This window comes from Paucihalobacter sp. (assembly GCF_036825875.1).
In the GTDB taxonomy this organism is placed as follows: domain Bacteria; phylum Bacteroidota; class Bacteroidia; order Flavobacteriales; family Flavobacteriaceae; genus Paucihalobacter.
This window is the reverse complement of the sequence record NZ_DAISXK010000001.1, coordinates 97,933-110,266: the sequence shown is the minus strand read 5'-3', so window position 1 is coordinate 110,266 and position 12,334 is coordinate 97,933. Positions and strand designations below refer to the sequence as shown.

Genomic DNA, 12,334 nt, shown 5'->3' with positions numbered 1-12,334 from the left:
CATATAAATTGACTTTAGGTGGTCAACCTATATCAGGGACGTACAATTTTCTCTTCTCTCTTCTCTCTGTTCCGTCCTCATATACGTGTTCCCTCCGCTTTGCGCCTTACCCTAAAGGGTGAGGGAGGGAACTTGATTCGGATAATCACTATAGGTTCAATATTCAATGTTCGGTGTTCACTATCTAAATTTACATATATAATTCTTACTTCGTATATCGTATATCGTAAATCGTACATCCGTCTTCCGTCCTCTGTCTTTTCACCACTACTCACAACTTAAATTCAGCCTCATCAATACTTCCGTTCCCTCCGCTTTGCCCCTTGCTCTAAAGGGTGACGGAGGGAACTTAATTCGGATAATCTATATAGGTTCAATGTTCAATATTCAATGTCCAGTGTTCACTATCTAAATTTACATATATAATTCTTACTTCGTATATCGTACCTCTAACTTCGAATATCGTACTTCTAACTTCTTATATCGTATATCGTATATCGTAAATCCGCCCTTACAACCTCGCATTCACCGATTCCTTCGGATACAGCGACTTCACATCAAACACCACAGCGTTCTCAGCTTTTAAAGCGTTTAAGTCTAGGGTTAAAAACTGCTGATGCGATACGGCCAATATAATGGCATTATAATTATTACCCAATTGGTTTAAACTTGTTTTTAATTCAAGCTTGTATTCATAGTTCACTTCTTCAGTGTCAGCCCACGGATCATAAACATCAACCCCAACATGATAACTCTCTAGTTCACGGATAATATCAATCACACGTGAATTGCGAATGTCCGGACAGTTTTCCTTAAATGTAATACCCAAAATCAAGGCTTTCGACCCTTTAATAGTAGCGCCTTCATTAATCATCATTTTCACGGTTTCTGTCGCTACATAGCTACCCATACTGTCATTCATCTTTCTTCCAGCTAAAATAATTTCCGGATTATAGCCGCTTTCTATGGCTTTTTGTGCCAGATAATAAGGATCAACCCCTATACAATGCCCACCTACCAAGCCCGGTTTGAAATGTAAAAAGTTCCATTTGGTGCCTGCTGCTGCTAATACCGCTTCGGTATCTATATCTAGTATCCTAAATATTTTAGACAATTCATTTACAAAAGCAATATTGATATCACGTTGTGAATTTTCAATTACCTTAGCAGCTTCAGCAACTTTAATAGACGGTGCCAAATGCGTACCTGCAGTAATAACAGTTTTATATAATTCATCTACCCGTGTGGCAATCTCAGGTGTAGAACCAGAAGTTACCTTAAGTATTTTAGTAACAGTATGTTCTTTGTCACCTGGGTTAATACGCTCTGGCGAATAACCTGCAAAAAATTCACTGTTGTATTTCAATCCGCTCACTTGTGCTAGAATAGGCACACAAACCTCTTCGGTTGCTCCAGGATAAACAGTGGATTCGTAAATAACAATATCACCGTGTTTTAAGACACTGCCAACCGATTCACTAGCCTTGATAAGCGGCGTAAATACTGGCTTGTTTAAAGCATCAGTTGGTGTCGGTACAGTCACTATAAAAATATTACAATCCGCCATGGCGTCGGTCATATCACTTACCAAAAGGCCGTTTGCGCTTAAATCTTCACACAAAACAGAATTTAAATCATCCGATGCTACTTCAAGCGTATGATCTTTACCCTTTTTAAGTTCGGTTATGCGCTTGGTATTGATGTCGAATCCTACTACAGGATATTTTTTAGCAAATTCAACGGCTAATGGCAATCCTACGTACCCCAAACCAATGATGGCGATTTTATCTCTACTGCTTTGCATGTGTTTATATTATGGATTTTATTATGAGCTTCAAATCTAAGTAAAAACTCCAATTATTCGCGTATTTTTTGTTGATTTCCACCTTATCTGGCCAAATAACCGTTCTATTGTAAAGTTCTGCGTCAGGCTGCATAGCTAACAAACATTCTTCCTCTTTGTATTTAAGTGTTGCTGGACCCGTAATTCCTGGTTTTATAGTTAAAATAATACGATCATCCCCTTCTAGCATATCGGCATAACCTGCTACATCGGGTCTAGGACCAACAAAACTCATGGCACCTGTGAGGACGTGCCACAGCTGTGGCAACTCATCTAATTTATGACGGCGTAACCATTTTCCATAGGCGCTGGCACTGGCATCTAGCTGTCCTAACACATGTTGCCCTGGTTTTAAGGTACGCAATTTTAGCATTTGGAAAGTTTTACCATATTGGCCTATACGTTCTTGCATAAAAAGACCATTACTCTTGGTATCCAAAGCACTTAACAGCAATAAAGGCAAAGTAAGTATAACTACTGGTATAAAGAGCAACAACGCAAGCAGGAGGTCGAAAAAGCGCTTGAGCAATAATTGCTGTTGGGTCATCACTAGATATTTATAAGCGGCGGTATAAGCGTTTTACTTTGGACCACAAGGTGTTTTTATCGCGTTCATGATAAGCATTGCCATAAACTCCGTAACCATAGCCATAACCGTAGCCATAACCGTAGCCATAACCGTAATTGTGATTGGTTTTGTGTTTGTAGAAGTTGAGTATATAATAAATATTTTTCAACTCACCTGCGCGGTATTTGGCATTTACCAAGGACAACATACCCTTTTTAGTATAGTCCAAACGCACGATAAACAAACTGGCATCGGCATAATTAGACAGTTCCAAAGCATCAGTTACCAACCCTAGAGGCGGTGTGTCAAGAACAATGATATCATACTGTTCCCGCAAATTGCTTATCAAGTTTTTAAAGGTATCACTCATTAACAACTCCGACGGATTGGGCGGTATGGGTCCCGAAGGAATCACATCTAAATTATCAATATGGCTGTGGTGTGTCACTTCTTCTAGGCTAGCATCACCTATTAAATAATTAACGATACCCTTTTCATTATCAATATTAAAATCCCCGAAAATCTTAGGCTTGCGCAAGTCCATACCCAGTAAGATGGTTTTTTTTCCAGAAAGCGCGTATACTGTAGCCATGTTAATAGAGCAGAAGGTTTTGCCTTCACCACTTACCGATGAAGTCACCATCAAAGTGCGCCCTTTTTCATGCGTTTGCTGTTTGTAAATAAACTGCAAACTCGATCTGATAGCTCTAAATGACTCCGCTACTGCTGATTTCGGCTTTTCAGAAACTACTAAATTATTTTTGTAATAGTATTTACCTATCAAGCCGAGAATTGGAATTTTAGAAAGTTTTTCCACCTCATCTGAACCGTGAATAGTGTTGTCGAGCAGATAAATCACAAATATCAAAAACATAGGTGAAAAGAATCCAACCATCAGAGCCATCATATAGTTTAAGGATTTTTTGGGTCCTATAGGCCCATTGCCAATATCCTTAGCCTCGTCAATTACCACAATATCCGAAACATTGGCAGCCTTCACTATGGCGGCTTCTCCCCTTTTAGAAAGGTAAACGTCATAGGCTTCCTGGCTCATACTTAAGGTGCGTTCTATCTTTAAAAATTCTTGTTGGTCTTCAGGTAAACTGCTTAATTCAGATTCTAAGCGTACAATGCGCTGAGCTATATTGGTTAATTGACCGTTGATAGTTGATTTTGTTGCCTGAATGGTTTCTAATAAAACATTTTTCTCTGAATCGATACGGCGGTCTAATTCTTTAAACAAAACTGATTCCTCTTTGGTAGTGTATTCCAAGTTTTGGCGTTCAATGGCCAAAGCGGTAATTTTCCCAACGCTGCTAACAATATTGCCTTCTTGAATACCAACCGAAGTTGGTGCTGCTATTTGGGTGTAATCTGTTTTGGTACGCAAATAATTTTCAAGACTGTTTAAATATTTAAGCTTCGAATTTTCTAATTCTCGCTCCGTATCCAACAGTTTTAATTTCTCGTTGGTGGCCACCATTTCTTCGGTAACATCAAACACCTTATTTTTTTGCCGGAACTGATTCATCATTTCCGTAGCGCGTCGCACATCGGCATCGGCTGTATTTAAACTGCTGTCAATAAATCTGATGGTATTAGTAGCATATAAGTTTTTGCGCTCTAACTCCGTTCTACTCAATATAGCCGAAGTGGCATTTAGGTAATCCACAATTTTAGATTTGTTAGTACCTGTTAAAGATAATTCCAATACAGAAGCGACACTTTTTGAAGGTGCCTGAATATTAATGCTATTTTTGTAACTATTCACTACACTGTCAAAATTCAAAAACTGAATAAAGTAAACATCTCCTTTTTTGATCACACTACCCTCTCTGACCTCGATAGTTCCGCTAAAAAAAGGTAATCTAACGGACTCGCCAAGCTTAAAAGTTTGCTTAAAAAGACCTGGTGTAATCTTGGTGGCGAACTTATATTTATCGGAGTAGCGTTGCAATCCAGCGGTGCTGCCAGAAAATTCAACTGATATTTCATAGGAGTCATCACTTACAAAGGTGATACTTATCGGAGTACCTAATAACTGTCCCTTATTTTTATCAATAGTTACAGTAAATGGTGCCGCAGTATAAACATCCATCATATAATATTTGCCCTGTTGCAAATAGTTCATATAATATTGCAACGAATCTACCACCAACTCATTGTGATTTCGAGTTTTAATAGAGGTCATAACCTTGCCTACCTTCCCTGAAACACCACCCCAATTAAATGAAATGGAAGTATTAGCGGTAAAAAATGGATTGGTGTCGTTCTCAACTGAAATCAATGACTCAAGTTTATAGATACTTTGTTTGCGGACATTTATAAAATAGGCGATAACCAAGGCAACACCTACACAGAACACTATAAGTCGCCACCAGTTTAGTGCCTTAAATAAAAAGCCTCTAAAGTCAAAGCCTACTCTGCCTTGTTCTCCTGATTCTGTGTCCTGATCGTAGTCTATCAAAATACCTTATAGTCTGGTTAATATAATAGTTGTGGTCGCAAGTAAACCAATAATAGATGCAATAGTAGTAAAGGTTTCACGTCCCGTAGTTCCTGTTCCCCATGACTTCTGCTTTAAAGGTTTTACATAAATCATGTCATTGGGTTGTATGTAATAATACGGCGACTGCATTACCGCAATATCTGTCAGGTCCAAATGATGAATTTGCTGTCCTTGTGGGTACTGTCTGATAACCAATACATCTTTTCTGTTGCCTGTTATGGAAATATCACCAACATTAGCCAGTGCCTCCAAAATATTCACCCGATCCTGAAACATCACATTGGTTCCTGGGCTACCGACTTCACCAGTGGCTACATAGCGTAAGCCTGCTAATTTAACTGTAACAAATATGCGAGCGGTTTCTTTAAACTCTTGTTCTAAAAGTTGTGTTTCTATCTTATTTTGAATTTCTTCGACCGTATAACCCAGCACATTGATTTTTCCCAATACAGGAATACGGATATTTCCATGTAAGTCTACCGTAAACCCATCAAAATAAGCGCGCTCTTGACTACTGGCATTCAAATTGGCATCACCGGAAGGGTTGAGAATATTAACGGCATCTTGATCTACCGATTTGACCTGCACATTCAAAATATCATTGATTTGAACTCTGTAAGGCTTTTGTACCTCGGTAAATTGTGCAATACTATCGGTGGCGCCTTCTTTATGTTGCAAATACAATAAATCTTTTTGTGGAATACAGGAGGTTCCAATAAGGAGCAAGACCAATAACAACACGGCATAGATCCGTTTCATATAGCAAAATTTGTTTCATCACAAATATAGAACATCACTTTCAATATCAAAACTATTCGTTTGTTTTTTGGTTATTCACGTTATTTGCAAAAAAAATAGCCCATGCATCTGTTAAGCGCATCGCAAATATCAAAATCCTTCGGTGAGGTAGTACTCTTCGAAAACCTATCATTTAGTATCCACCAAAACCAAAAAATAGCTTTTGTGGCTAAAAATGGCAGTGGGAAAACCACCATCCTCAATATTATCATTGGAAAGGATACCCCTGATACAGGCGAAATCGTCACCCGCAACGGATTGCGCATGGCAGTACTAGAACAAGAGCCCGTTTTAGACCCAGAACTTAGCATAGAAGAAAGCATTTTGCAAGGCGATATGCCCATTCTTAAAGTGATTGCCGATTACGAACACGCCCTCCAAAACACCGATGATGCCGATGCCTACCAGAAAGCCTTTGAAGCAATGGAACGCCATAACGCGTGGGAGTTTGAAACAGAATACAAACAATTACTTACCCGTTTAAAGTTGGAAGACGTACATCAAATCGTTGGCAACTTAAGTGGCGGACAAAAAAAACGTCTCGCTATGGCTAAGGCACTATTGTCCAAGCCGGATTTGCTGATTTTAGATGAACCTACCAACCACCTCGACTTGGAGATGATTGAATGGCTAGAACAGTATTTTGCACAAACCGATATGACCTTATTTATGGTGACCCACGACCGTTATTTTCTAGAACGGGTTTGTAATGAAATCATCGAGTTAGACGAAGGGCAGATGTTTAGCTACAAAGGCAATTATTCGTATTACTTAGAAAAGAAAGAAGAACGTATGGCGGTTTGGGAAACCGAAACCGGCAAAGCGCAGCAACTCTTTAAAAAAGAACTCAACTGGATGCGTCGCCAACCCAAAGCCCGAACTACCAAATCAAAATCGCGCATCGACGATTTTCACAGCATTAAAGAACGCGCCAGTCAGCGTCGCAAAGATCATGTGATACAGCTTGAACTACAAATGCAACGCTTGGGAAGCAAGATTGTAGAGTTTCATAAAGTATCTAAAAGTTTTGAGGACATTACCATTTTAAAAGGTTTTGAATACGTTTTTAAAAAAGGCGAACGCATTGGCATTATTGGAAAAAACGGTACTGGTAAAACGACCTTTCTAAAACTCCTCACTCAAACGCTGCAACCCGACATGGGTAAAGTGGTTATTGGAGAAACCGTACAGTTTGGATTCTACACACAAGATGGCATTGTCATCAAACCAGGTCAAAAGGTTATTGAAGTGATTCGCGAGTATGGCGAATACATTCCTTTGGCAAAAGGTCGTCAAATTAGCGCTCAACAATTGTTAGAACGCTTTTTATTCGACCGTAAAAAGCAATACGACTTTGTAGAAAAACTAAGTGGCGGCGAACGCAAACGCTTGTATTTATGCACTGTACTCATACAAAACCCCAACTTTTTAATTCTGGATGAGCCTACCAACGACTTGGATATTGTTACCTTGAACGTTCTGGAAGAATTCCTTTTAGATTTCCCAGGATGTCTGGTAGTGGTATCACACGACCGTTATTTTATGGATAAAATTGTCGACCACTTATTGGTGTTTGAAGGCGAAGGAAAGGTCAGTGATTTCCCAGGAAATTATTCCGATTACCGTGACTATAACAACAGTTTAGATGCTGCATCGTCCGTCGATAAAACAACCGCTAAAACCGCCAATAGTAAGATTGAAATAGAACAAAACCAAAAGGAAAATCAAGCCCAAAAATTAAGCTATAACGAACAAAAGGAATTCAAGAATTTAGAAAGCAAAATTCGTTCGTTGGAGCTGGACAAGCAGCAATTAGAAGCGAAGTTTCTCGACCCAGAACTCAAGCCCGAACAAATTGCCAAGTTTTCGGAGCAGTTACAGCAGCTGCAGTCGCAATTGGAGGCTAAGGAAGCGCGTTGGTTTGAGTTGATGGAGAGGTTGGGGTGAGCATGTTCCTAATTCCCTGCCTAAAAAACTACGCGCTGGAATGAGGTTTTCGGTTTACGGTTGTCGCTCTGTAGAGTGTCCGATGTAGGAGGAGCGTGACAAACACTGTAGGGGTTATTTCGTTGCTGTCGTGGTGCGAATTCTTGCCTTGCTTTTTGTCAATGGCTCTGTAGAATCTTCTATTTCCGACGAAGGAGGAATCTCATCCTGCTGAGTCCATTAAAATCTTAATAATCCGGCATGCACTAAACCAAATACAATACCTGCTTACTCTGATGCGACACCTCGTCGCTCGTGCCTCGCTCTGTCGGCGTGACAAACACTGTGGGGGTTGTTTTTTAGTTATCTTAGTGCGAATTCTTACCTTCCTTTTGTAAATGGCTCTGTAGAATCTTCGATTTCCGAAGCGCAGCGCCCGTCCGCCGAAGGAGGAAGGAATCTCATCCTATTGATTCCTTTATTCTCTTTAAAGGTTAGCTTTTATATAAATTGTTTTTAAGTGGTCAATCTTATTTAGTACTCTACAAACCATAACTCAAAACTCAAAACTCATTACTCACAACTCATTACGCCAAACTACGCTACACTACCATCCCCGCCGCAACTGTATCGTTACTCGCTTCATCAATCAAAATCAGACTCCCAGTAATACGATTAGACTTATAATCATCCAGCATCAAACGGTTTGAGCATCGCAAAGTCACGCGTGCAATGGTATTCATGGTCAAAACCTCATCTTCGATGATGCGATTATAGGTATTGATATCGATTTTGTAAACCACTTGCTTGATCATCACCTTCTGCTCGTTGCTGGTGTGTTTAATCAGGTATTTTCCTCTTGGTTTAGCGGGTTGGTTGTGCAACCAGCACAGCATCACATCAAACTCCTGCTGTAGTTTTGGTTGGTTGTTAGGTTTTACAATCATATCGCCACGGCTTACATCGATATCGTCTTCTAAAGTAAGTGCAACCGACATTGGTGCAAAGGCTTCTTCCAAAGTTTCAAAACCTGCATTGATACTTTTTATTTTAGACGAAAAACCAGAAGGTAATACCACAACCTCATCCCCTACACGGTAAATGCCACTGGCGATTCTACCGGCATAACCACGGTAATCTATAAATTCGGAATGTTGAGGACGTAAGACAGTTTGCACCGGAAAACGCGCATCGATTTTGTTGATATCGCTGCTAATATGAAGGGTTTCTAAAACATTTAGCAAAGGTGCGCCTTGGTACCAGTCCATTGTGCCAGAACGGTTCACCACATTATCCCCTAATAAAGCTGAGATAGGGATAAAACGCACATCTTTCATGTACAGTTTAGAGGAGAACTCTTCAAACTGACTCACAATAGTGTCATAAGTATCCTGAGAAAAATCCACTAAATCCATTTTATTAATACATACTATGATATGCGGAATCTGCAATAAGGAGGCTATAAACGCATGGCGTTTGGTTTGCTCCATCACACCATGGCGCGCATCCACCAAAATAATAGCGGCATTGGCAGTGGAAGCTCCCGTTACCATATTGCGGGTATACTGAATATGTCCTGGGGTATCTGCAATTATAAATTTGCGCTTGGGAGTAGTAAAATAGCGGTAAGCCACATCTATGGTAATGCCTTGCTCACGCTCGTCACGTAGTCCGTCGGTAAACATCGCCAAATCCACACCTTCATGACCTTTGCGCACACTTGTGGCTTCCACCGAGGCAAGTTGGTCTTCGAAAATAGACTTAGTGTCGTACAATAGTCGACCTATTAAGGTACTCTTGCCATCATCCACACTTCCGGCAGTGGTAAAACGTAATAATTGATTGTTATCTATCATGCTCATATAGGATGTTTAAAATTAAAAATAACCGCTGCGCTTACGGTCTTCCATAGCGGTTTCAGAGCGCTTGTCGTCGCTGCGATTCCCACGTTCGGTTTGCTTCATGGCCGCTACTTCAGCCACAATCTTTTCCAAAGAATCAGCATCAGATTCTATACCACCAGTAATAGTAATATCACCAAGGGTTCTAAAGCGGATTTTTTTGATTTCAACGCGTTCCTCAGGTTCTAACTTGGTATGCTCGGATACAGGAATCCACGAATCACTGCGCCAAACTACCTCGCGTTCATGGGCAAAATACAAACTTGGAATACTGATTTGTTCTCTTAAAATATAATTCCATATATCCATCTCCGTCCAATTGCTAATGGGAAAAGCTCTAAAATGCTCGCCTTCAAAATATTTTCCGTTTAGCAAATTCCACAATTCCGCCCGTTGGTTTTTAGGGTCCCACTGACCGAAATCATCCCGATGCGAAAAAAAGCGTTCTTTCGCGCGGGCCTTTTCCTCATCCCGTCGACCGCCGCCAATGGCACAATCTACTTTATGCGATTCTATAGCATCCAACAAGGTAGTGGTTTGCAAGGCATTTCGAGTGGCGTTTTTGCCACGCTCCTCAGCGACTCTGCCTGTATCTATCGAACTTTGAACCGAACCTACCAAAAGTTCCAATCCCAAGTCCTTAATCAACTGGTCTCTAAACGCAATCGTCTCTGGGAAGTTATGCCCAGTATCTATATGCATTAAAGGAAACGGAATTTTAGAAGGATAAAAAGCCTTTCGCGCCAAGTGGGTGACCACAATGGAGTCTTTTCCGCCAGAAAATAGAATCACTGGGTTTTGAAACTGTGCCCAAACTTCGCGAAGGATGTACATCGCTTCGGACTCTAATTCGTTTAAATAGTTAAGATAGTATTTACGCATGTTGCTGTTTTGTAATGATTTGTTCCACAAAAGCAACAACTTTTTCAACAGTTGCTTCTAGGCTTAAATCGGTTGTTTTTAAGATGAGGTCTGGGTGCTCAGGTACTTCATAAGGCGCATTAATGGCCGTGAAATTTAAAATCTCACCTGCCCGTGCTTTTTTATACAAACCTTTCACATCGCGTTGTTCGCAAATTTCCAAAGGTGTATCCACAAATATTTCATAAAACTGCTCGGCACCAATAATGGCTTTGATGTTTTCGCGGTCTTTTTTCAAAGGTGAAATAAAGGATGCCAAGGTAATCATGCCCGCATCCACAAAAAGCTTGGCCACTTCAGCAGTGCGCCGTAAGTTTTCACTGCGGTCTGCTTCATTAAAACCCAAACCAGCATTAAGTCCGTTACGGAGACCATCACCATCCAACACATAAATGTGATAGTTGGCTGCGAACAGCGCTTGCTCCACCACATTGGCAATAGTAGATTTGCCAGAACCTGAAAGTCCTGTAAACCAAAGTACAAAAGAAGGATGTCCATTGCGGGTATTGCGGGCTGCCTTGCTCAAACTAAATTCGTGCGGTATAATGTTTTTACTCATGATGGTTCTCTTTTATCAAGTCCAAAGTTAATACGATACCACAAACGTTCGTGCAAATAATACAAAATCATTTTGGTAAGCACTTCCGCTAAACCAACCTTGAGGCCTATTATCGGATCTCCCGATATTAACCAAGCCAAGAGCATGGTATCAATCGTTCCCACCACGCGCCAAGTTATCGTTTTGGCAATATGCCTATAGTTACTCGAGTTCAACCAAGAAATTTTGGACAGGTCTGCTTTAAACCATACGCGCTCGTGTAAATAATACAAACCTATTTTGGTAAGCACCTCAGCCACCCCTATTTTAAACCCCGTGAGGGGATTCCCGGAAATAAGCCAGGCCAGCAACATGGTATCAATTGTTCCCACCACGCGCCAACTCACCGCTTTTAATAAGTGTCGTTTATGGGAGGTACCGCTCATGCGCTGCTATAAAATACGGATTTAACAAATCTGCTTTATTATATCTTAGGGTCACACCGCTGCTTTCTTGTACTACCGAAATATCAAGGGCACTGCAAATAGCTTGACCAGCAGCAGTATCCCATTCCATGGTGGGTGCAAACCGTGGATAAATATCCGCCGCACCTTCTGCCAGTAAGCAAAATTTTAAGGAACTACCAACCGATACCATTTCTAGCGATACACTAGTAACCTCTTGCAAACGCTTTAGAAAATTGGAAGTATCTGTATTCATATGCGAACGACTACCCACCACTCTGACCTTGCTAATATCAGCTCCCGATTTTAATTGAATGGCTTGGGAACGGATGTCTTGCACCGATAAATCTGTATTCTCTAATTTTATCTTAAAAGCCTTTTGTTGTGAAGAAATGGCAAAATATAGTACCTGCGTCACAGGGACATAAATCACGCCTAAAACCGGCACTCCTTCATCAATCAAGGCAATGTTCACGGTAAACTCACCATTGCGTTTAACAAATTCTTTGGTGCCATCCAACGGATCTACCATCCAACATTGGGTCCAAGTCTTCCGCACGTCATATGGAATCGCTTTATTCTCTTCGCTGATAATAGGCACCTGGGTAGTTTCCAAAAACTGCATAATCACGGCATTCGCCCGCTGATCAGCTTCCGTTAATGGCGATTCATCTACCTTATATTGCACCTTGAAAGCACTACCATACACCTCCATAATCGCGGCACCAGCCTTGATAGACGCTTCAATTGTAAGGTTTAAATATTGTTCTAACTGATTATATTCCATATATGGGGGCGAATATAACGCATTTGCAGAATAAAAAAAAGTAATTCCCTATTGAAACCGTAGGTTATTGAAATAATTC

10 protein-coding genes are annotated in these 12,334 nt (G+C 40.6%); 1 reads left to right on the top strand and 9 read right to left on the bottom strand.

All coding sequences use genetic code 11. The features are described from left to right. Nucleotides 1–511: 511 nt before the first annotated feature. From V7Z48_RS00530 to V7Z48_RS00515, 4 genes are read right to left on the bottom strand one after another with little or no spacing between them, the layout of a single operon-like run. On the bottom strand, nucleotides 512–1,804 hold the full coding sequence (locus V7Z48_RS00530; RefSeq protein ID WP_334111424.1) for a nucleotide sugar dehydrogenase: 1,293 nt from the start codon (nucleotides 1,802–1,804) through the stop codon (nucleotides 512–514). 4 nt (nucleotides 1,805–1,808) lie between these two features. Continuing rightward, nucleotides 1,809–2,390 carry a sugar transferase gene (locus V7Z48_RS00525; RefSeq protein WP_334111423.1) on the bottom strand — a complete coding sequence of 194 codons (582 nt, stop codon included), beginning with the start codon at nucleotides 2,388–2,390 and terminating at the stop codon, nucleotides 1,809–1,811. Between the two features lie 10 nt (nucleotides 2,391–2,400). Beyond that, nucleotides 2,401–4,878, bottom strand: coding sequence for an exopolysaccharide transport family protein (locus V7Z48_RS00520; RefSeq protein ID WP_334111422.1), 2,478 nt, complete (start codon nucleotides 4,876–4,878; stop codon nucleotides 2,401–2,403). 6 nt (nucleotides 4,879–4,884) lie between these two features. Further along, the gene (locus V7Z48_RS00515) at nucleotides 4,885–5,679 is read right to left on the bottom strand and encodes a polysaccharide biosynthesis/export family protein (protein WP_334111421.1); all 795 of its coding nucleotides are present in this window, start codon (nucleotides 5,677–5,679) and stop codon (nucleotides 4,885–4,887) included. Nucleotides 5,680–5,781: 102 nt separating this feature from the next. On the opposite strand from V7Z48_RS00515, the gene V7Z48_RS00510 reads away from it, so the two are divergent. After that, nucleotides 5,782–7,665: an ABC-F family ATP-binding cassette domain-containing protein gene (locus V7Z48_RS00510; protein ID WP_334111420.1), complete on the top strand. Its 1,884-nt coding sequence runs from the start codon at nucleotides 5,782–5,784 to the stop codon at nucleotides 7,663–7,665. A gap of 581 nt (nucleotides 7,666–8,246) precedes the next feature. Here the strand turns inward: V7Z48_RS00510 and V7Z48_RS00505 are convergent. The 5 genes from V7Z48_RS00505 to cysQ are packed head-to-tail and all read right to left on the bottom strand — an operon-like array spanning nucleotide 8,247 to nucleotide 12,255. Next, complete coding sequence (locus tag V7Z48_RS00505) at nucleotides 8,247–9,500, bottom strand: sulfate adenylyltransferase subunit 1 (protein WP_334111518.1); 1,254 nt, start codon at nucleotides 9,498–9,500, stop codon at nucleotides 8,247–8,249. Nucleotides 9,501–9,521: 21 nt separating this feature from the next. Continuing rightward, nucleotides 9,522–10,427, bottom strand: coding sequence for a sulfate adenylyltransferase subunit CysD (gene cysD / locus V7Z48_RS00500; RefSeq protein WP_334111419.1), 906 nt, complete (start codon nucleotides 10,425–10,427; stop codon nucleotides 9,522–9,524). Next, nucleotides 10,420–11,025: an adenylyl-sulfate kinase gene (cysC, locus tag V7Z48_RS00495; RefSeq protein WP_334111418.1), complete on the bottom strand. Its 606-nt coding sequence runs from the start codon at nucleotides 11,023–11,025 to the stop codon at nucleotides 10,420–10,422. Before cysC ends, cysD begins: the two co-directional genes overlap by 8 nt. After that, on the bottom strand, nucleotides 11,022–11,450 hold the full coding sequence (locus V7Z48_RS00490; RefSeq protein WP_334111417.1) for a DUF2061 domain-containing protein: 429 nt from the start codon (nucleotides 11,448–11,450) through the stop codon (nucleotides 11,022–11,024). Before V7Z48_RS00490 ends, cysC begins: the two co-directional genes overlap by 4 nt. Continuing rightward, nucleotides 11,431–12,255, bottom strand: coding sequence for a 3'(2'),5'-bisphosphate nucleotidase CysQ (gene cysQ / locus V7Z48_RS00485; protein ID WP_334111416.1), 825 nt, complete (start codon nucleotides 12,253–12,255; stop codon nucleotides 11,431–11,433). The genes V7Z48_RS00490 and cysQ overlap by 20 nt, the downstream gene beginning before the upstream one ends. Between the last annotated feature and the right edge of the window lie 79 nt (nucleotides 12,256–12,334).

Bases quoted from the DNA above. Each gene is read 5' to 3' on its own strand.
- cysD (WP_334111419.1), bottom strand. From the start codon at position 10,427: ATGCGTAAATACTATCTTAACTATTTAAACGAATTAGAGTCCGAAGCG.
- V7Z48_RS00490 (WP_334111417.1), bottom strand. From the start codon at position 11,450: ATGAGCGGTACCTCCCATAAACGACACTTATTAAAAGCGGTGAGTTGG.
- V7Z48_RS00505 (WP_334111518.1), bottom strand. From the start codon at position 9,500: ATGATAGATAACAATCAATTATTACGTTTTACCACTGCCGGAAGTGTG.
- cysQ (WP_334111416.1), bottom strand. From the start codon at position 12,255: ATGGAATATAATCAGTTAGAACAATATTTAAACCTTACAATTGAAGCG.
- cysC (WP_334111418.1), bottom strand. From the start codon at position 11,025: ATGAGTAAAAACATTATACCGCACGAATTTAGTTTGAGCAAGGCAGCC.
- V7Z48_RS00515 (WP_334111421.1), bottom strand. From the start codon at position 5,679: ATGAAACGGATCTATGCCGTGTTGTTATTGGTCTTGCTCCTTATTGGA.
- V7Z48_RS00525 (WP_334111423.1), bottom strand. From the start codon at position 2,390: ATGACCCAACAGCAATTATTGCTCAAGCGCTTTTTCGACCTCCTGCTT.
- V7Z48_RS00510 (WP_334111420.1), top strand. From the start codon at position 5,782: ATGCATCTGTTAAGCGCATCGCAAATATCAAAATCCTTCGGTGAGGTA.
- V7Z48_RS00530 (WP_334111424.1), bottom strand. From the start codon at position 1,804: ATGCAAAGCAGTAGAGATAAAATCGCCATCATTGGTTTGGGGTACGTA.